The 20,650-nt window shown below is 55.8% G+C and carries 16 protein-coding genes; 5 read left to right on the top strand and 11 right to left on the bottom strand.

Annotated features, from left to right (window positions below; all coding sequences use genetic code 11):
* Positions 1 to 139: 139 nt before the first annotated feature.
* Together A3841_RS11660 and A3841_RS11665 are read right to left on the bottom strand one after the other, a co-directional pair.
* Positions 140 to 1,051, bottom strand: a complete 912-nt coding sequence (locus A3841_RS11660) for a universal stress protein (RefSeq protein ID WP_073852461.1) — start codon at positions 1,049 to 1,051, stop codon at positions 140 to 142.
* 193 nt (positions 1,052 to 1,244) lie between these two features.
* Complete coding sequence (locus tag A3841_RS11665) at positions 1,245 to 2,798, bottom strand: M20/M25/M40 family metallo-hydrolase (protein ID WP_073852462.1); 1,554 nt, start codon at positions 2,796 to 2,798, stop codon at positions 1,245 to 1,247.
* Between the two features lie 220 nt (positions 2,799 to 3,018).
* Between A3841_RS11665 and A3841_RS11670 the strand changes: the two genes are divergently transcribed.
* Positions 3,019 to 3,279: a hypothetical protein gene (locus tag A3841_RS11670; RefSeq protein WP_073852683.1), complete on the top strand. Its 261-nt coding sequence runs from the start codon at positions 3,019 to 3,021 to the stop codon at positions 3,277 to 3,279.
* Between the two features lie 144 nt (positions 3,280 to 3,423).
* Here the strand turns inward: A3841_RS11670 and brnQ are convergent, their stop codons facing one another.
* The 3 genes from brnQ to A3841_RS11690 form a co-directional block, all read right to left on the bottom strand.
* Positions 3,424 to 4,767 (bottom strand): branched-chain amino acid transport system II carrier protein, encoded by a 1,344-nt coding sequence (gene brnQ, locus A3841_RS11675; RefSeq protein WP_073852463.1) that lies wholly within the window; start codon positions 4,765 to 4,767, stop codon positions 3,424 to 3,426.
* A 595-nt stretch (positions 4,768 to 5,362) separates the two neighbouring features.
* Positions 5,363 to 6,724: an NAD(P)-binding domain-containing protein gene (locus A3841_RS11680; RefSeq protein WP_073852464.1), complete on the bottom strand. Its 1,362-nt coding sequence runs from the start codon at positions 6,722 to 6,724 to the stop codon at positions 5,363 to 5,365.
* Between the two features lie 706 nt (positions 6,725 to 7,430).
* Positions 7,431 to 9,878, bottom strand: a complete 2,448-nt coding sequence (locus tag A3841_RS11690) for a zinc-dependent metalloprotease (protein ID WP_073852466.1) — start codon at positions 9,876 to 9,878, stop codon at positions 7,431 to 7,433.
* Between the two features lie 181 nt (positions 9,879 to 10,059).
* Here A3841_RS11690 and A3841_RS11695 point away from each other — a divergent pair, with 181 nt between their 5' ends.
* On the top strand, positions 10,060 to 10,530 hold the full coding sequence (locus tag A3841_RS11695; protein ID WP_235861374.1) for a c-type cytochrome: 471 nt from the start codon (positions 10,060 to 10,062) through the stop codon (positions 10,528 to 10,530).
* 92 nt (positions 10,531 to 10,622) lie between these two features.
* Here A3841_RS11695 and A3841_RS11700 read toward each other — a convergent pair whose 3' ends face one another.
* Positions 10,623 to 11,258: a class I SAM-dependent methyltransferase gene (locus A3841_RS11700; RefSeq protein WP_073852468.1), complete on the bottom strand. Its 636-nt coding sequence runs from the start codon at positions 11,256 to 11,258 to the stop codon at positions 10,623 to 10,625.
* Positions 11,259 to 11,378: 120 nt separating this feature from the next.
* Here A3841_RS11700 and hutU point away from each other — a divergent pair, with 120 nt between their 5' ends.
* The 3 genes from hutU (at position 11,379) to hutG (ending at position 16,140) form a co-directional block, all read left to right on the top strand.
* Complete coding sequence (gene hutU, locus A3841_RS11705) at positions 11,379 to 13,091, top strand: urocanate hydratase (RefSeq protein ID WP_073852469.1); 1,713 nt, start codon at positions 11,379 to 11,381, stop codon at positions 13,089 to 13,091.
* 651 nt (positions 13,092 to 13,742) lie between these two features.
* Positions 13,743 to 14,996 (top strand): imidazolonepropionase, encoded by a 1,254-nt coding sequence (hutI, locus tag A3841_RS11710; RefSeq protein ID WP_073852470.1) that lies wholly within the window; start codon positions 13,743 to 13,745, stop codon positions 14,994 to 14,996.
* 169 nt (positions 14,997 to 15,165) lie between these two features.
* A complete protein-coding gene (hutG, locus tag A3841_RS11715; protein WP_073852471.1) occupies positions 15,166 to 16,140 on the top strand; it encodes a formimidoylglutamase in 975 nt (324 codons plus the stop codon).
* Positions 16,141 to 16,426: 286 nt separating this feature from the next.
* Here hutG and A3841_RS11720 read toward each other — a convergent pair whose 3' ends face one another.
* The 5 genes from A3841_RS11720 to A3841_RS11740 form a co-directional block, all read right to left on the bottom strand.
* On the bottom strand, positions 16,427 to 16,837 hold the full coding sequence (locus A3841_RS11720; protein ID WP_073852684.1) for a hypothetical protein: 411 nt from the start codon (positions 16,835 to 16,837) through the stop codon (positions 16,427 to 16,429).
* A gap of 61 nt (positions 16,838 to 16,898) precedes the next feature.
* A complete protein-coding gene (locus tag A3841_RS11725; protein ID WP_073852472.1) occupies positions 16,899 to 17,822 on the bottom strand; it encodes a DUF1835 domain-containing protein in 924 nt (307 codons plus the stop codon).
* Between the two features lie 100 nt (positions 17,823 to 17,922).
* Positions 17,923 to 18,798 carry an SMP-30/gluconolactonase/LRE family protein gene (locus A3841_RS11730; protein WP_073852473.1) on the bottom strand — a complete coding sequence of 292 codons (876 nt, stop codon included), beginning with the start codon at positions 18,796 to 18,798 and terminating at the stop codon, positions 17,923 to 17,925.
* A 61-nt stretch (positions 18,799 to 18,859) separates the two neighbouring features.
* Positions 18,860 to 19,972: an AMP-binding protein gene (locus tag A3841_RS11735; protein WP_073852685.1), complete on the bottom strand. Its 1,113-nt coding sequence runs from the start codon at positions 19,970 to 19,972 to the stop codon at positions 18,860 to 18,862.
* A gap of 222 nt (positions 19,973 to 20,194) precedes the next feature.
* On the bottom strand, positions 20,195 to 20,650 hold the full coding sequence (locus A3841_RS11740) for a DoxX family protein (RefSeq protein ID WP_073852474.1): 456 nt from the start codon (positions 20,648 to 20,650) through the stop codon (positions 20,195 to 20,197).

Below are 20,650 nucleotides of genomic sequence, written 5' to 3' on the forward strand. Positions count from 1 at the left end.
CTTCACCAAAAATTGTAGGACTCTTTTAGGAAAAGTAATGACTAAGTATGTACGGGCAGGCGGGGCAATCGTTCAGCCTGACACCCCTGGTCGACAGGCAGGCAGCGGGCTGAACGTAGCGCCAGGGGAGAAGGTAGGCTTAGCCCAGGTTGGTGGCTTTCTCCCCGTTGGTTATACTTTGGTTGTAGGTGAGGGTAGAGGCAGGCAGGGCCAGCAGGGGCACCTGCGGGTGCGCCGTGATCTTGCCGGTCACGCTTCGGTCCAGCAGCCTTTCCATGAAGTTGTGGCGCTGCGGAATAAGCACCAGCAGGTCGGCGTGCTGCTCTAAAATGTACTTCTGTATCCCCTCGGCTACCTCCTCCTGAATATCGAACTGGAAGTCGAGCGTTATGCCCTGCAGCTTGGCAGACAGTTGCTCCAGCGCCTCGTGCGGGTCGAACGTGGCGTATTGCAGGTTGTTTTTGTAAAGGTGCAGCACCTGCAGGCTGGCTTCAAAAGTGGCCACAAAATCGCGCAGCGGTTGCAGGTCGGCGGTGGCGGGCAATTTGCTCAGGTTGGTGGCAAACAGCACTTTCCGGAAGTACCTGAACGGCATGTTCTCCGGAACGGCTAGGATGGGCACCTTGCTTTCCTGCATCACGGAGATGGTGGTACTGCCCAACAGCGCCTGGCTGAATGGCCCGCCGCCCTGCATGCCCATCACCACCAGGTCGGCCTTATACTTCTCAATAGCCTCCAGGATCATCTCATAGGAGCCGCCCATGCGGGCCGCCGCTCGCAGCGGGATGCTTTGATAGGCCTCCAGTAGCCCGTCTGCTGCGCCAATCTCCGTCCGGGTTGCCAGGGCGAAATCCTTCAGCGACCTGGCCTTCCCTTCCTCCAGCGCAAGGATGACATCGGTTGTGTCGAGGCTGGCAGGCGGCGTCATGATCGGGTAGAAGGCGTGGAAGAGGATGATCTCCGCGCCTGTAACCCGGGCTATCTCCAGGGCATAGGTAAGGGCGTTTCGGGAGTTGTTGGAATAATCTATCGGGACTAGTATCGATTTCATGGCGCTTCTGCTTTATACTTCTGGTGTGTAGCGGTGATACACATAAGCTACATTACAAAAGTAACGCAAGGGCAGCAGGAAAAAGATGCCACCGGTCAGTGGAAAAACTGAGGTATATCAGCTTTTACAAAAAAAGGGAGGCTGCCACGGCGGCAGCCTCCCTGAAAAGCATGCATTTTATACTTTGTTCCTGTTAGTCCAGGCCACCTTTGCGGGTAGGCTCCCTCAGGGCAGGCCAGGTTCTCTGCTCGCCTGTTCTCTGGTCTACCGGCAGAACGATGCGCTCACGGTTCGACATGTTAGGGTCTTCGCTGGCCTTGTAGGCAAGTATGGCTACCAGGATGGCGTTGCTGCGCACATCATCAAATACGATCTTGTCGTAGGTGTCGCGGTTGGTGTGCCAGGTGTAGGTGCCGTAGGACCAGCTAAGCGAGCTCAGCATGAAGGCCGGGGCGCCCGCCGCCACAAAAGAGGCGTGGTCGGAGCCGCCGCCGCCCGGGAAGCCCGGGAAATGCGTCTCAATGGAGCTGGTGATCTCATTTGGGGCGGCGCTCAGCCAGCGGCCCAGGAAGTCGTAGGCGTGCAGGAAGCCCTGGCCCGAGATGTTGGCCACGCGGCCTGTTCCGTTGTCCTGGTTAAACACGGCCTGGGTGTTCTTCACAATCTGCGGATGATCGGCTACGAAGGCGCGCGAGCCGTTCAGGCCCTGCTCCTCGCTGCCCCAGTGGCCGGCAAGTATAGTGCGCTTCGGGTTCGGGTACATTTTCTTCAGGATGCGCATGGCCTCCATCATCACAATAGTGCCGGTGCCGTTGTCGGTGGCGCCGGTGCCGCCATCCCAGGAGTCGAAGTGCGCGGAAAGTATCACGTATTCCTCCGGCTTCTCGGTGCCTTTGATCTCGGCGATGGTGTTAAAGGTAGGGGCGTTCTTCAGGTTCTTTGACTCTGCCTGTATTTTGATCTGCGGCTTGCTGCCAGACTCCACCAGACGGTAAAGCATGCCATAGTCCTCGAGGGCCATGTCGATGCTCGGGATCTTGTTGGTGTAGGCGCCGAATATCTTGTTCACGCCGAATCCGCGCGACCAGTTAGAGGTAACCACGCCCGCTGCGCCTGCTTTTTCCAGTGCCGGAGGAAGTGTGCGGCTGTTGTACCCCATCGTCTTCATACGCTCAGACCACGCATCGTTCAGCGAGTCGCGGTGCTGCTTCATTTTCTCCAGGGATTCCTTCGTGGCAAACTCCTCCCAATTGTAGTCCGGTCTGCCGGTCGGCTGCATCATCGAGATCATCACGATCTTGCCTTTTGCGCTTGGCAACCACCGCTGAAACGCCACCGAGTCCTGCACTTCGGGAAGTACGATCACCTCGGCGGTTACGCCCTTGCTTTTGGTGCCGGGGCTCCAGGCCAGTTGGGTCGCCTCCAGCGACTGCACCCGCGGGTGCACCATGTCTACGTGCGTGGTGCCACGCTGCCAGCCGCGCCACTCGCCCCACTTCTCGTTGCGAGCCTCAATGCCCCAGCTTTTATACTTTGCCACCGCCCAATCGTGCGCTTTCTGCATCTCGGGGGTGCCTACCAGGCGCGGGCCGATGCCATCCAGCAGCTCATGTGCGAGCACCTCCAGCTGTGAGTTCTCGTTTGCCTCCTTCACGATGCTCTCCACCACGGGGTCCTTCACCTGTGCCTGCGCCAGGCTTCCGCTCAGGAGCATGAAAAAGGCAAAAGCGTATACTTTTCTCTTCATAAGGGTTTGGTTAATATGGAATAGGTATATAGTTTTTTTACATTAGAGGCGAAAGCGACGGGATGGTTTAATCAGCAGCAGGCTGAATCCGTAAAGTATAGCCATAAGACTTTTGCCGGCAGAGCGCCCCATTCTTTTCCAAAGCTATACTTTATCCAGGAAAACGGAAACTAAATTGCTGTTTCCGTACTTATCCAGAAAACACCCTAACAGAATCCGTATGCTGGAGCATTCCATGTTTGAGCGGCTCCCGCTGCGGAGCCAGGCCGAAACACTGGCCAAAGAGGGCACCATCCTGGCCCAACGCCAATTCAATAGCTGGACCGTTACGCTTTATACTTTGAACCACGCTTTTGTGGAAGTATGGACAGGGCGGGAGGCGCAGGTGATCAGCACCTTCAGGAAATCGGCCAACGCCCTGGCGGTACTGGAGCCGTACGTGGAGGGACTTGATGTACAAAGGATGCTGGACGACTGGTAAGAAGCTGCAGCTTTATACTTTCGGATAACGCCATCGCAGCCGTTGCCATACTTGCCAGAGCTCATAGCCTACAGGCAGTATGGTTGGCTAAAAAAGGCAGACACCCCGCCGGATGCCTGCCTTTTTTGTCGATAAAAGTATAATCTATACTTCTTCCAGCGCATACGCTTTTTGCCGGAACGAGAGGCCGTAACCCAGGAAGCCACCCAGGATGGCCGGTATGAGCCAGCCCATGCCCAGGCTGAACAGGGGCAGATGCTCCCCCAGAAAGCCAATAATGCCTGGCTCAAACCCCGCCGCCTTGATGCCGTCGAACACGCTCACGATGCCGGCAAACAAAACCGACCAGGTATACACCGCGTTCCGGTTCTTGAGCGCCGGCCCCATCAGGGTTAAAGCAATCAGCACGATAACGATCGGGTAAATCGCCACCAGCACAGGAATGGAGAAGGAAATGATCTGCGTGAGACCCACGTTCGAGATCACCGCGCTCACTATTGTCAGGATCAGTACATAATTTTTATAGGAGATGGAGGGGCGCAGCTTGTTGAAGAAACTGGCGCAGGCCACGATCAGCCCGATGCTGGTGGTGAGGCAGGCAAAGAAAATGGCAATACCCAGAATCAGGTTCCCCCACAGGCCGAAGTGCAGGTTCGATACGTTGGTGATGATGAGACCGCCGTTCTCCAAATGCCCCAGCGTTTCCACACTGGTGGCGCCCGTATACGCCAGCCCGATGTAGACCAAAGCCAGTCCGGCGGCGGCCACAAAGCCTGCCGTAGCCGTTACTTTGGCAATCTGCCGGGTGCTCTCCACGCCCTTTGCGCGAATCGTGCTGATCACGATCAGGCCGAAGACAAAGGAGCCGATGGTATCCATAGTCAGGTATCCCTCCTGAAACCCTTTAAAGAAAGGGGCGCTCTCATATAAGCCCACCGGCACCTGGGTACTGCCGAGCGGGTCAGCCACGCTTTTTGTCAGTAGCACGAAGAGAATCAGCAGCAGCACCGGCGTCAGAATCTTACCGATGCGATCCACTATCTTGCTGGGGTTTAACGAAAGCAGGTACGTTATGGCAAAGAACACAACCGAGTATAGCGCCATCCCCCAGCCAGACGTCCGCAATGCTTCGGGCAGGAAGGGCACGATACCGATTTCGTAAGATACGGTGCCGGTTCTGGGTACGGCAAACAGAGGGCCCAGCGTCAGGTAGATGACCACCGGAAACAGCAGGCCGAAGACAGGGTGCACCTTCGCCGAGATCGTCTGTACATCCTCGTTCTTGGAGACGCCCATGGCGATAACACCAAGTAGGGGAAGCCCCACACCGGTCAGCAGGAAGCCCACAATGGCAGGCACTAAGTTTTCGCCGGCGGCCTGGCCCAGCGAGAGCGGAAAAATGAGGTTGCCCGCGCCGAAGAAAATAGCGAAGAGCATCAGGCCGATAAAAAAGGTTTCTTTAAAAGAGAGGTTAGGAGTAGTACGCACGGGTAGTAGACTGAGTATGAAAAGAATAAGGAGCTTTCCTGCAACGATCTGCCGGAGCGCCCGGGGTGGTGAGCTTTCGTTTATGTTTTGTCAATATTCCGTTGGGCTGAACATGATGCCCGGGTGAATTTACTGATTATGTGTTAGATAAATAAGCATAAGGTGGATATTTTAGCGGTTTTCCCCAGAACGTTAAGGCTCCCGCCTCTGAAAGTAAAGTATAATTATACCTGTTGTTAATTAAGTACAGCAGTGCGCCGGAATAGCTATTGCCAGCTAAGGGGCAGCCTTATATCTTAATGTTCTTGAGGCAAAGGTAGTTCACTGCAGATAAGGGATATCCGTAAAAAAGCGCCCCTGCCTAAACTTGCAGAGGCGCTTTTCATACTTTAATCCACCGCTACGCACACCGCGAAACCGGGCGGTGAGGCAAGGATTTGCCAGGCTTGGCGCCTCCCGGTGCGTACGGCGCTATACTTTTATACTTCAGACGAAGCAGCGGCTGCGGGCAAGTAGCTGCGGGCAAGTGTTTAAAGCAGAAAGGGAAGGCATGTTGCCTTCCCTTTCTGTATATAAGCATTCAACATGCTCTATACTATGCCTGCTCCAGTTCCGGAGCTTTCTGCATGTAGCGCTCAAAGCTGTCGTCCATCTCCTCGAGCCAGGGGGTGTGGTGCTGCTCGGCATTGGTGCCGGTCATCACCGAGGTGTAGGTCCTGTCGCGGTAGCGGAGAATGTCTTCTTCCTTGTCATGGAGCCACTGCTTGAAAAGCACCGCCACTCTGTCCAGGTCAATCTCCGGGTAGTCGGTTTGGTTCATCAACTCCCGCACATACTCCGTCTGGAAATCGATTTCATCGTCGTGTGTGCAGTTGGATGCGGCCTTGTTGAGCCACAGGTTGATGTCCTTTTGCCTTTCTTCTTTGCCCGGTAGTTGAATCTTTCCCTGTATGACGTCGCGCGCATACCAGGCCTGCACATCAAACATATTGAAGGTATAGTACTGGTCCTGCATGCCCAGGTAAATGAGTTGGGGCAGGTCGTTGAAGAACACCCCTTTGTAGATCTTGTCCGGGTAGAGGCAGTTTTTTGTCTTCAGGCGCAGCTCGTCGGGCAGGTAGGGGAACTTGTGCTGGTAGCCGGTGCACATCACCACCGCATCATAACGCTCCCGGGTGCCGTCGCTGAAGTGAGCGATTTCTCCTTCGAAATGGGTAAGCAGGGGCACTTCCTTCATGCCTTCGGGCCAGTCCATGCCGATGGGGTTGCTGCGGTAGCTCAGGGTTACCGAGTTCGCCCCGTGCTTGTAGCTCTGCACGCCAATGTCCTCGGCCGAGTAGCTGCTGCCGATCAGCAACACGTCCTTGTCCTTGAAAATATCAGCCCCGCGGAAGTCGTGCGCGTGCATGATCAGGCCGGGAAACTCTTCAATTCCTTCAAAGTACGGCATGTTAGGGGTGGAGAAGTGGCCGGAGGCCACGATCAGGTAATCAAACTCCTCGGTATAGGTCTTGTTGTTGGCCAGGTCTTCCAGCACCACCGAGAACTGCTTCGTGTCCTCTTTGTACTCTACCCAGCGGGCGGTGGTGTTAAAGCGGATATAGTCGCGCACGTTGTCCTTTTCTACGCGGCCCTGGATGTAGTCGAACAGCACCGGGCGGGGCGGATAGGAGGAGATAGGCCTGCCAAAGTGCTCATCGAAGGTATAATCAGCAAACTCCAGGCATTCCTTGGGCCCGTTGGACCACAGGTAGCGGTACATGCTGCCGTGGATCGGCTCGCCATACTTGCCTACTCCCGTGCGCCAGGTATAGTTCCACAGGCCACCCCAGTCCGACTGCTTCTCAAAGCACACGATTTCCGGTATGTCCTCGCCTTTCATTTCTGCTGATTTAAACGCGCGTAGCTGCGCCAGGCCGCTGGGGCCGGCTCCGATGATTCCTATTCTTAACTTCATATAGACTTTAAATTGGTAATTGCAAAGCACAATAATCTGCCCAGAGATATGCCCAAAGGATCAGTGCTGCGTAATCGGAAAAATTACAATTTCGGGTTTCCGCGGGAGGTTGAATCCTGCCTGGCGGAAAACAGAAAGGGGTGCAGGAAGTATAAAAAGAGAGGCGTTGGAATTGATGCCTTACAAAAGAAGCCGGTTGGCCTGAACTATACTATCGACGCGCCCTTCTGAAATATTCATATCTATCTATGTCAGAATGACTGTTTTGCAAAGATACACAATATGAGGGAAAAATTATAATCTACCCTTTGCGTTAGCACAACCCTCTCATGGATAAAATTAAATTCGGAATATTGTAAGTATAAAATATGCAAAAAGAAGAATTACTGCTCTAAAGTACTTTTGGCAGAATCACCTGTGGTAGCATGTAGGCTCGTTGAAGGGCTGTGGTACGTTGTAACATGCTTTGTGTCATAGGTTTGAGGCGATGTGTCTCAGAGGTAAGCATGGCGGCAAGAGCTTGTGATTATACGCAGAGATACTGTTGCCAGGTCAGGCCGCCTGGCAGCAATTAAAAAAAACAGGAAAAGGCCGTAAAATATACGAACTGTGACTGCGGCAGTGGGGCGCTTTCCCGCGAACGGCCGCCATATAAGTATAAACCGCCCCTCTGAACGGAGGGCGGTTTATACTTATACTTTGGTTTTTACTCACATCCCATCACAGTTCCGCTGCCAATCGGTGAGCCCGGCGGCAAATCCAGGGCTTTACTCGGCAGCACCTCTTCCGATACCGGCCGGTTCAGGCGCTCCAGCGCGAAGGTAAGGTGGGCCTGGTAACTGTCCTTTGGGTTGAGCGTGTGCCTCCGCTCAATATAGCTTTTCAGGTCTTTAAGGGTGGCCGTGGCGATGGCCCTGGCCTGGTAAGAGGCGCTTTCGTTGTGGGCAAGCGCCAGCAGGTGCGTGAGCACGATCTGCTCGGTCTGCAGCTGCACCAGGCCTTCCATTCCTTTCTCGCGTTTCCGCTTCCAGGTGTTCTCCACCAGTTGCTCCGTCACGTCCTGCAGGCTGAGGCTGTTGCTGCGGGCACCAAGCTCCACTAGCCGCGAGGCACGCTCGGGGTGCAGTAAGAAGGATACGGAAAAATCTGCGGAGGCCTCGGCGGCGGCCAGCGGATCGAAGGTGAGGCCGGTGCGCCTGGCAAAGAGTTCCCGGTTGTTGCGCAGTCCCGGTGCGCGCGGGGGAATCAGCTTGATGATGTGCTCCGGTACGGTGAGTACTTCCGGGGAGATGGTTTTCAGCATCGCGTCCAGCGCCTTTTGCTGTTCGCCTCTGGCCAGCACGGTGGTTGTAGGCTGTCCGTCACCCCGCACGACATACGTATAGTATATGCCGCCGATCAGCTTGGCCACGGCCTCGGTCTGGTAGCGGTGGTAGTTATAGATCGGCACCAGCACATCTTCCAGCGTACTCATGGGCGCGCCGGGTTTGATATTGTTTTGAGAGAAGTTCTGCAGGGCCTTCCCGCGTATCTTGAGCACATTCAGGAGTTCATCAGTAGCGTTGGCGCCATTGTCCCACAGGTGCGCGTCCGGGTGGGTACCTCCGGGTGCGCGGGCATCCCGGTCGGAGATAAACTGCAGGCCCTGGGCTCTTCCTTTGGCCAGGATCTCGTTCAGCGCTTTCTTCTCGTCTGTTCCGGCCGGGAAGTCCTGGTAACCGTAAGCTACAGCCACTTTATCCCACGCGCCAATAGTGGTGCCGTAAGCGTTGCTCAGGTCGATGTTACCGGCGCGGTCGAGTTTGGCCTGCGGGTGCGGGTAGTCCATCACGGAGGCGTTGTTGTTGGCGGCGTAGTTGTGCATAATGCCCAATGTGTGGCCCAGTTCGTGTGCCGACAGCTGCCGGATGCGCGCCAGCGCCATCTCCATCATCGTTTTATTGACCGGTTTCCCCTCCTCGTAAGGGGCCAGCAGGCCTTCGGCTATCAAATAGTCCTGGCGCACACGCAGAGAGCCCAGCGACACATGGCCTTTGATAATCTCGCCGGTGCGCGGATCCGTGACTGAGGCGCCGTACGACCAGCCGCGCGTGCTGCGGTGCACCCACTGGATGATGTTGTAGCGCACGTCCATCGGGTCGGCACCGTCGGGCAACACCTCCACCCGGAAAGCATTTTTGTAGCCAGCAGCCTCAAAGGCCTGGTTCCACCAGCGGGCCCCGTCCAGCAGCGCCGTGCGGATGGGCTCAGGAGCACCGTTATCGACATAGTATACAATAGGCTTCACGGCTTCCGATACGTTGGCCGAAGGATCTTTCTTGTGCAGGCGGTGGCGGGCGATGAAGCGCTGCTCTATGTTCTCGTTCACCGGTGTGGCATAATCGAAGTAGGAGATGCCGAAATAGCCGGCGCGCGGGTCCGCCTCGCGTGGTGAATACTTGTTGTCGGGCAGCTGGATGAAAGAGTGGTGCTGGCGCAGCGTAAGGGCCTGCACATCGGGGGCAACCTCATACACATAGCGCCCGGCATCCTCGCCGCCGGTAAAGGTTAGGGTAGCCTCAAACTCGGTGTTCTCGGGGAAGTTTTTGGTGCGCGGCAGGTACATGGCCGAGCGGCTGGCGTCGAGCTTGTAGGTGCCCTGCTTAGTGCGTTTTATACTTCCGATCACATCATGGGCGTCGCGCAGCAGGAAATCCGTGGCATCCACCAATACGCTGTTGCCTTCCACCGCCTCTGCCTTAAAGCCCCAAAGTATGGATTTGGCAAAAGACTCGTCCACGGCGCGGGCCTCGTTTTTGTTGTCGGTGATGGCACGGTAATCCAGGTTTGGCTGCACGAGCATCACCTTAGCGCCTACTTTCTCGAAGTATACCACGCGCTGGCCACCCAGCTGGCCACGGTCCAGGCCGATGTCGTTGGAGCCCAGGCCGGAGGGCAGGGAGTTAACATACAGGAACTCCTGGTTCACTTTATCCACCTCCAGCCATACCTTGCCACTGTCCCTGTCGTAATAAAAGGTGAAGTAACCAGGGTACTTCTGCATGTCCTTGGTTTTGGAAGCGATGGTGGGCAGTGCCTGGGCCAGTGCCATACTTGCCGAAAGCAGCGGCAGCACCAGCACGAGCCAGATTGTTCTGATAAAGGGTGATGTCATGGTGTAAAGGGTTAGTTTTGCGCTTGAAGTTGTAATATACACTTTTTGTAATTTACTTTGAGCGCCGGTCTGCCCCGCCTCTGCAGAAGGATCCTGTTCAGGAAGCGGGCTGGCCGAGCGACTCCGCTGAAGGGGGACATGTAACAAAGCGCCTTTGGAGGATGTATAGATTTGCATAAACATGATTGATATGACTATGACCGTGAAGTACTTTTTTGCCGCCTTGGGTGTGGGACTCATACTTACCTCCTGCGGTACCCAGGAATCGGAATATGACCGCTACTACGAACAGGGCTACCGTGATTCTGTGGCCACTGCCCGTGCCAACGCGCCGGAGCCTGCACCTGGCACCAAAACCCCTACAGCCCCCAAAGCCGCGGCGGAGCAACCCAAGCAGCACCCGGGCGCCATGCTGATCGCGGGATCTGACTGTACGGCCTGCCACAACAACCAGCAGAAACTGGTGGGGCCCGCCTATGTGGATGTAGCCGGAAAGTATGAAGCCAACGACAAGAACAGGGAGTACCTGATCGGCAAGATTAAAGAGGGCGGCGCCGGCGTATGGGGCCAGGTGCCCATGCCGCCGCACCCCAACCTCAGCAACGATGACGCCGGTAAAATGGTGGATTACATCCTATCCCTGAAGAAATAACAGCACATCGCGCAGCCCCCTCAAACGGCTGCGCGATTTTTTTATGGATACGGGCAGCCTCATAGAAGTATAAACCTGCCAGTCGTCCGCACTTAAGAACCCTGTACTTTCTTCCGCAGCACCAGCGTCGTCATACTTCGCTCGCGCTCTACCAGCACCGTTTTCAGCGGCTCCAGCAGCTCGGCCTCTAAAGTATAGATCAGCTCGCGTAGTTGGGGCTCATCAGCCAGAAACCACACCGGCCCATGCGGCATTTTATACTTTTGCGGCGCCACCTGCTGCAGCTTTCCCTCCATCCCTATCGTTGTACTGAAACGGCAGAAGAGCATACCCTCCGGCTTTAGCACACGCCACAGTTGCTGCAGCATACGTCTGAAATGTGCTTCGCTTTGAGCAAAATGCAGCACGGCGCTGCACAGCACCACCTCAAAGGCGGCGTCCTCAAAAGGAAGATCAGTCAGGTCGGTTACCACAAAATTTTTGGGCGATAGGGTAGGGGCCAATTCCGAAGCCATGGCCCGTACGTTCGCGATGGCTTCCTCCGAAATATCGGCCCCGTATACTTTCACGCCAGCCTGCATCAGGTACTGTATGTTTCTCCCGGAGCCGCAGCCGGCGTCCAGTACGCGCATACCTTTGCGGATACGGCCCTTCAGCAATTGGTCGAACAGGTAAATGTCGATGTTGCCGAATTGGGCGGGGATGGAGGTGAGGGGCAGGTGGAACATAAGCGAAAGTATGGGATGGAGCTGTATTTTGGGGCATCTGCGTATAAATTTAGCTCCATTTTCCTGTCATTTTTGATATAAATTTCAGATTATTGAACAAACCCAATCGAATTAAAAACTATGACTACCTCAGCTGCCACAGCAACCTCACCAAGGGCCGGCCTTACTGCCGAGCAATTCATCCAGAAATACGCCAACCATCCCACTTACATCCCGCCACGCGGGCCGGAACTGCATTGCAAGAACTGGCAAACAGAGGCTGCCCTGCGCATGTTCCTCAACAACCTGACCGACGAAGTGGCCGAAGCACCAGCCGACCTGGTAGTTTACGGCGGCACCGGACAGGCGGCCCGCACGCCGGAGGATGCCCGCAAGATTATTGAGGTGCTGCTGGAACTGGAGGAGGACGAGAGTCTGCTGGTGCAGTCGGGCAAGCCGGTGGGCAAGGTGCGCACGCACGCCGAGGCGCCGCGGGTGCTGATTGCCAACTCGAACCTGGTGCCGCACTGGGCTACTTGGGAGTACTTTAACGACCTGCGCAAGCGTGGCCTGATCATGTACGGGCAGATGACGGCCGGCAGTTGGATCTACATCGGCTCGCAGGGCATATTGCAGGGCACCTACGAGACCTTTGCTGCCTGCGGCGACAAATACTTCAACAGCGATTTGCGCCACAAGCTGCTCGTGACGGGCGGTTTGGGCGGTATGGGCGGCGCGCAGCCCCTGGCGGCAACTATGGCCGGCGCTACTTTCCTGGGCGTTGACGTGGATCCGGACCGCATCCAAAAACGCCTCGATACCCGCTACATCGATAAAATGACTTTTGACTATGAGGAGGCAAAGCGTTGGGTGCTGGAGGCAAAGGAACGCGGCGAAGCTATCTCGGTTGGCCTGGTAGGCGACGTCGGCGATGTGCTGGAGCGCCTGATTCAGGATAACATCACCCCGGACATCCTTACCGACCAAACCTCAGCCCACGATCCACTCAATGGCTACGTGCCGAACGGGCTGAGCCTGCAGGAAGCGAAAGCATTGCGCGAGCAGGACCCGGCCAAGTATAAGGAACTGTCGCTGAAAAGTATGGCCCGCCACGTGGGCTTCATGCTGGAGCTGCAGCGGCGTGGCAGCAAAACCTTCGACTATGGCAATAACCTGCGTGAATTCGCGCAGCAGGGCGGCGAGGCAAACGCCTTTAACATTCCGGGATTTGTGCCGGAGTACATCCGTCCGTTGTTCTGCGAGGGCAAAGGACCCTTCCGCTGGGCGGCGCTGTCCGGCGATCCGGAGGATATCCGCGTGACCGATGAGGCGCTGAAGGAGCTGTTCCCAGAGAACACGCACATGATCAAGTGGCTGGACGAGGCGCAGGAGAAAGTAGCCTTTCAGGGCCTGCCGTGCCGCATTTGCTGGCTGGGCATGGGCGAGCGCGAGAAAGCCGGTCTGCTCTTTAACCAACTCGTGCGCGAGGGCAAGGTAAAAGCACCTATCGTGATCGGCCGCGACCACCTGGACTGCGGTTCTGTAGCCTCCCCGTACCGCGAAACCGAAGGCATGAAAGACGGCTCCGATGCCATTTCCGACTGGCCGCTGCTGAACCTGATGGCGAATACGGCGGGTGGTGCCACCTGGGTGTCGTTCCACCACGGCGGGGGCGTGGGCATTGGCTACTCGCAGCATGCGGGCATGGTGATATTGGCCGATGGCACCGACCGTGCCGAGCGCTGTCTCCGCCGCGTGCTCCACAACGACCCGGCCATGGGCATCTTCCGCCACGCCGACGCCGGCTACGAAACAGCGCAGGAGAACGCTAAGAAGTTCGGGTTGGAGCTGTAAGCCCATCCTTTTCCCTCCCCTAACAACAGGGGAGGGAGTTCTGCAGTAGCGGGTCCAACCACCCCTAACCCCTCCTTATCTAAGGCGGGGAATTATACTTACTACTTGCTCTGTCATCTCGAGCAGGGCGAGAGATCTATCAGGAATTTTGGATAGATTTCTCCCGTAGGTCGAAATAACAGCAATGCCGTAGCTATCGAATGATACCCAGTCCTTGGGTTGAGCGCCTTGTGAGATTCCGGTGCCCGTAAGGGCATTGCGACGTAGGAGTAAAGGAAGGGAACACAGCGCGATGCCAAAGGACGAGCCCTCTCGGGCTGGAGAGCACCAAAGTATGAATTGCAACAGTAGGTTTTTGTGAACTATAGGATCAGCGGCAGCTAGAAAGGATAGCTTATATGAAATAGCAGGAAGCAGCGGCTATGGAAGTATAGCTAAAGTATAAAGTATAAACCGGCAAGTATAAAAGTATAGGTATATATAACCAAAGTACATAGATGGCTCAGGTATAAGAAGACACAAGCGGACGCTTGCGCCAGAAACCATAAAGTATAGCCAAAGTATAAATCCAGCTTTTAAAGCAGAGTGCTGATTACTTTTAGCTCATAGAAGCGGTATAAAAGTATAACGCTCTACTTCATTAAACCAACTATGAAAGATAACAAAGACACATCAACCCATACGTTAATCGGCCCCTTCAGCCAAATATTAACCATGACCAACCTGCCGGAGGCGGGAGCCATACAGGACGAGCAACTGCAGGTGGTGGAACGGGCCGGGGTGCTGGTGCAGGAAGGCAAGGTGCTGAAGGTAGGCAACTATGATAAGCTGCACCGCGAGGCGCTGGAGAACAAGTATAAACTGGAACTGATAGAGGAGCCGATGGTGCTGCTGCCCGGCCTGATCGATGCCCATACCCACATCTGCTTTGCCGGAAGCCGTGCCAATGACTACGCCATGCGCGTAGCCGGGAAATCATACTTAGAGATTGCCCGCAATGGTGGCGGCATACTGGACAGTGTGCGCAAAACCCGTGAAGCAACTCTGATCGAGCTGGTTGATTTGCTGCGGAAGCGCTGCGACCGTCACCTGCACGAGGGCGTAACTACCTGCGAGGTAAAGAGCGGTTATGGCCTGACGGTGGAGGAGGAGCTGAAAATGCTGGAGGCCATCAGGCTGGTAAACAAGCACCACGCCCTTGACCTGGTGCCTACCTGCCTGGCGGCCCACATGCGTCCACCGGAGTTTACCGACTCCAAAGTATACTTGCAGCATATTTTAGATGAGTTGCTACCGCAGGTGCAGGAGCAGAGCCTGGCCAGCCGTGTGGATATCTTCGTCGAAGACACCGCGTTTACGGAAGCGGAGTCGCTGGAGTACTTGCTGGCCGCAAAGGAAATGGGGTTTGATATTACCGTGCACGCCGACCAGTTCAGCACGGATGGCAGCCGGGTGGCCGCAGAAGTAGGTGCCGTGAGCGCCGACCACCTGGAGGCCAGCGGAGACGAGGAAATTGCCTTGCTGCGCGATGCCGGTGTGGTGGCCACGGTGTTGCCTGGCGCCTCGCTGGGGCTGGGGATGCATTACGCGCCCGCCCGCAAGATGCTGGACGGCGGCCTGTGCCTGGCTATCGCCACCGACTGGAACCCCGGCTCTGCCCCCATGGGCGACTTATTGATGCAGGCGGCCATACTTGGTGCTGCCGAAAAATTAACTATCGCCGAGACCCTGGCGGCCGTAACTATTCGCGCTGCCAAAGCGCTACACCTGTCTGACCGTGGCAGTCTGGCAAAAGGAAACCTGGCTGATATGATCGCTTTCCCGACAGAAAACTACAAGGAGATTTTATACTTGCAGGGGAAACTAAAGCCCACGAAAGTATGGAAAAAGGGGAAACGAGTATAGAAACTAGGGTAAGTCGTACCGCAAGTTTAGCGACAGCGTAGCTTGTGGTTCTTTATTTTGCCAGTTTGTAACTGGCGCAAGTTGAAAACTTGCTACGAACTAACTACAAGTTACTGCTCTGCTAAAACTTGCGGTATAAAGGAACAATAACCAACAATCAGCAACCAAAATGTATAAACCCACCGCACCCGGCACCTGGAAAGGAAGAGTAGACGCACTCGACGGCGAAGAAGGCAAGCGCTGGCATCAGGGAATCAAACTGCTCAACCTCACTGAGGGTGCCGAGCCCGCCGACGCAGAACAGGCCATTGCTTTTTTAGGATTCTGTTGCGACGAAGGTGTGCGCCGTAACCAGGGCAGGGAAGGGGCTGTGGAGGGACCAGCAGCGCTGCGGCAGGCCATGGCCTCGTTTGCGTGGCACCTGGAGGATGATGTGGCGCTGTTCGATGCCGGCGACGTCTTTTGCACGAACCAAAACCTGGAAGAGGCGCAGAAGCAGCTGGGCAAAAAAGTCACAGCACTTCTATCCAATACTTACAAAACGATCATACTTGGTGGCGGCCACGAAACCGCCTACGGGCACTTTTTAGGGATAAAGCAGGCTCTCCCGGAGGGGCAGCAGCTGGGCATCATCAACTTCGACGCGCATTTCGACCTGCGGAACTATGAGAAGCAGCCCAGCTCCGGTACCCCATTCCTGCAGATTGCCGACGACCTGCGCACAGAAAATAAAGACTTTAATTACCTGTGCCTGGGCATTCAGCAGCAGGGCAATACGCAGAAGCTGTTCAACACCGCAGAAGCTCTGGGGGCCGACTTTGTGTTTGCGCCTGCCATGCAGGTCTACAACTATGAGGCGCTGCGGGAGCGGCTGCAGCAGTTTGTGGAGCTGGCCGATGTGCTGTACGTAAGTATAGACCTGGACGTGTTCGCTGCGGCCTATGCGCCGGGGGTAAGTGCCCCGGCCGCGCTCGGAGTTCATCCCGAAATCGTGCTGCTGCTGCTGCAGGAGATCATCAGCAGCGGCAAGTTGCTGACGCTGGACATCGTGGAGCTAAACCCGAAACTCGATAGCGATAACCGCACGGCCAAACTGGGCGCCTCCCTGCTTTACCATGTGGTGCAGCAGTGGAGCCAGGTATAAATATCCGTTGCCGCAGGTTTAGTATAGCCTAACTTGTGGCTGAAATTGATGCCAGCTTGCAACTGGCTTTCTGCGCGGGCAGAAAAGTATTTGTTGCCTGATCTATACTTTAAAAATGTCGCTACCAAAGTATAAACCAGTGCCTTCATATTTATACTTGCTTTTTCAAAGCAAAGCTGGTTAAGATCTTGCTGCCATGCACAGCCACAAGCTACGCTAAAGCTTGTCTTACGGCAGGAAAACACAGCGGCCTTGCTCAGGTGGAGCAAGGCCGCTGTGTTTTCTTTTACTTTCCAATCTTAAACTTGGTCCAGTAGGTGGTGTCGCTGGTTTTCACTTCGATCAGGTACGTGTCGGGCTTTAGCTTGCCGAGCTGGTAGCGCCACGCGCTGCGGTTGTTCTCCACGCTGACGGGTTTCTGGTACACCATCTTTCCAACTGAGTTCTTCACCTCCAGCACGGCATTCTCGTCCAGCGCCTGCGAGAAATCAAGCTGAAAGGTGCCTTTGCCGCTAGGGGTCATGTTGATGCCGGAAAGGGTTTCTTTACGGGCGGTAGAATCATCGGCTTTCACAAGGATATGGCTTTTCTCCTGCGCTGGCAGCGGCGAAGTTTGCGCGTTGGAAGTGGCGGTGGTGAGGCCAGCCAGAGGCAGGCACAGGGCCAGTGCTAGGGCGTATGTTTGTTTCAGTTTCATGAGCATGCTGCTTAAAGTATAAGTATAACACATGCTATTGCATTTTTAATGCCAAACCTTTTTAGCCGTTCCTGCGGAGAGCGCTTTTCTCATAGTCGAAGCAGTAGGGGCAGCTTCCGTTCACTTCCACTCCGCCCAGCCAGCGATGCTTCGGCGTGAAGGAGGCGTAGCCCTCCAGCACACGTTCCCCGAAAAAACTCAGCGACAGCGGCTCCTTTGCCTGCACCAGGTCGGGTTGCAGCCGGGACAGGATATGCTGCAGCTGCACATCCCCAAAACCATAGCCCGGGTCCTGCTGCCAGAACTGCTGCATCAGCTCGTTTATACTGGTGGTACCGGAGTTTATAAGCTGCAGCAGCAGGCGCTCGGTTTGGCTCAGGCCATCGGCGCAGCCCGGGAAGCGGCGCAGGTGCAGCTGTAAAGCTCGTTCCAGGAAAGGCAGGGGCACCGGCACCGGCATCTGCTGGAGGTAGAGCTGCAGGTGCAGCAGGTCTGAGCCGGCGTAGAGCTGCCAGAGTTTCGCGGCCTCCTCCAGTTGCTCCCCGCTGAGTTGCTGCCTTCGGTCAAACAGTTGCCCGAGCTCCTCCGGCTTTAGGAGGCCAATGTTTTTGCCCCGTGCCGGGGTGCACACCGACAGCAGCCTGGGGTTGCTCTGGTGCAGGTGCTGCAGCAGGTAGAGCAGGTTCACCTGGCACATCAGGTCGGTATCAAACCAGAGCACCACCTCAAAAAAAGCCCCTGTCCCCTCAAGCTTCTGTACCTCGTCCAGCACTTTCGCTTTATACTTTTCCGGGACTTCGCCGTAGGTGGAGGTGATGAACTCCTGCCGCTTCTGCCAGAACTCGCGCGCAGGTAGCGCACAAAACACGGGGCCTTCTGACAGCACCTCGCGCCAGACCAGCACCTGGCCGGGCAACCCGGCGGCAGAGAAGGCGGCCACGGAGGCATCGCCGTTGAGGATATGGAGGGTGGGCAGTTTTTTCATCAGCCTGCAGTATGATACTCTGAAAATGAGAAGGCAACTAACACGTAACGGTGTAGCTGCCTTGCCTCAAACATTATAACGGTATAAGTAGCTAACGGATTTACCTGGCCCTTAGTCTATAAGCCACCACTCTATTATCCTTAAAAGTTGGCACGAGCAGCAAACCGGGCTGTGCGGCGTAGCTGATGTCGGCGGCGTTTACGTTCTTGCTCTTCGTGTCCAGAACGCGCCATTTCTTGCCCTCCTGGTTTACGTAGTATACTTCGCCGTCCCAGCTGGAGATCAGGTAATTGCCGTCCTCCAGCCTGGCTATGCCGTCGGCCGATTTGATGCCATCGGTCCAGTCGGTGAAGTCCTTGGTGCCGGGGTCAACCAGTCGAATTCTGCCGCTGCTGAAAAAGGCCACGATCATGCGGTCGCCATCTATAAAGATGCCGTTCGGTTTCTCGCGTTTGGTGTTCTCTATCCAGGTGCTGATGCGGCCGTTGCGCAGCTGGTAAATGCGCTTCTGCTCCGAGTCGGTGATGTATACCGTGCCGTCCTCGTCCACAGCCACATCGTTCAGGAATTTGGCCTTCTCGGCTTTGTACCTGCCCAGCACCGCCCCCGACTGCGTGGCAATGGCCACCACCTCCTCGGTATCGGCCACGTAGAGCACGTTGTTGTGCAGCGCCATGCCCGCCGGGTTGTTCAGGCCCGTTACCCAGTACAGTTCCTCAATATCCCCCTCCGTATCCAGCCTTGAGATAAAGCCGTCGCCGTCGTTATTCCCGGAAGTGCTGTTCATGTTGGTCACGTAAATGACGTTGCGTTGCGGATCAAAAAGGGCAGACTCCGGGGTTTTGAGCGTGTTGTCGGAGGCCCATGCCAGCTCCAGTTCCACGGGGCCACGGCTGGTGAACAGGCCGCTGCTGCAGCTGCCCAGGGTAAGTATAAAAAGTGCCGTGCAAGCACCTGTCCATATACTTCTTTTCATATAGATCGGGTTTGATTTATACTTAGTACGGGTAAGTGCACGGGCCGTTCGGGATTTATACTTAATCGGTGTGGAGACCCAGTTTTTGGAGGGTGCGCTGCCGCGATATTTTTCCGGTGGCCGTTTCGGAGAAGGCGCGGCTGTAGTATACTTCCTTGGGCATCTCGAATTTTCTGAGCAGGGGGCGCAGGCGCTCAAACAGCTGCTCCTCCTCTTCCTCCGGCAGTTTCTCGCCTTCCAGTACAAGTATGACCTTCTCGCCCAGCACCTCGTCGGGTTGCGGCGCCACGAAAAAGCGCGGGGAGTCGATGTTGTCGATAAACGTCTCGGCGATGGCCAGCTCTACCTTCTCGGTCTGCACCTTCACGCCGCCGGTGTTAATGGTGTTGTCGGCGCGGCCGATCCAGCGGAAGCGGGTAGGGGTAAGCAGTTCTACAATATCGTTGGTAACCAGCAGCTCGTTATTCGTCACGTCGCCTTTGATGGTGAGGCAGCCGCGCTTGTCCAGGCCCACGGCGATGTCCTCCAGCACGTCATAGTAATCGGCGGCATCAGGTCCGTTGAGTTTGCGCAGGGCAATGTGCGAGGCCGTTTCCGTCATGCCATATGTGTGGTAGATTGGCGCGAGGATCCGCTGCAACTCCCGCTGCTGGGTAGGGGTAACGGGCGCTCCGCCCACCAGGATGCCTTTCATGTGGTTGAGCTGCCCCACGCGCTCCGGCGCTTCCTGCAGGATGGTGTGCAGCTGCATGGGCACAAAGGAACTGAAGGCGATATTCTCCTCAGGGCTTACGAGCGTGAGCGGGTTGCTGATAGGCTCCACGATCATCATCTTCAGATCAGCCTCAAAACCGCGCACCAGCATCATCATACCGGCAATATACTCTGTGTTGAGGCACACCAGGGTACAGTCGCCAGGCTGCAGGTTTAGCATGTCTATAGTGCGGCGTGCGCTGGCCTCCAGTTGCCTGCGGGTTAAGGTGATGGTTTTCGGGACGCCGGTGGAGCCGGATGTCTGGATCGGGAACTCCTGCACGCCATTCAGCCAGCTGCGGCAGAATTCGAGCGTGTTGCTCTCGTAGCCATTCAGCGGGATGCTGTTGCGGAAGGAATAGGAGGCGATTTCGTCGTAGTAGAACTTTTTGCCGTTCAGGCTCAGGGACTTGTCTGTCATGTAGCAATTATCGTTGTGCTTTCCCGGGTTCACGTTGCCCAGAAGAGGCGGTGCCCCATCGGTTTATACGTTAGCACGTACGTGCTGCTGCAAAATTGGGGCAAAGCGCCATTAAAACAAACAAGGTGGGCAAAGGTTTTTCCGGCTGCTGCCGCTTTTGGGCATTAGCCTGGGGCAGGGCATACTTAAGGCAGGAGCCCGTGACACACAGCGCCCGTTTTTTTAATAGAGCCAGTCTCTTTCCGGCTTTCGGATAAGTTGATCCACGGAGAAGCGGCCTGAGCCGAAAACGAGGAAGAAGATAAGCAGCAGCAGCACCACGATGGAGGACCAGAGCTCGGTGTTCTCCGAGTAAAATCCCCTATTGGGGTTGATGAAGAAAACGGCCCCGATCAGGATCGGTAACTGGAACAGGATGGCTACCCGTGTTACCAGGCCCATTGCGATCAGCAGGCCGCCTACCAGGTGGGCAAAGGCCACATAATGCGCCAGGCCGACGGTGACCCACGCAAACTGGCTTTTCTGCATAATGCTGAACAGCGCGGCAGTATCCTGGATGAACATGAAGCCCTTCACCATCAGGAATACACCCAGGCCAATCCTGAGGAAATCGAGCCACATGGGGTGATGCGTATCAGCCCAGTGCTCCACGCGGTACATGTCGTTAGTAAGGTTCAT

The organism is Pontibacter flavimaris (assembly GCF_001907195.1).
In the GTDB taxonomy this organism is placed as follows: domain Bacteria; phylum Bacteroidota; class Bacteroidia; order Cytophagales; family Hymenobacteraceae; genus Pontibacter; species Pontibacter flavimaris.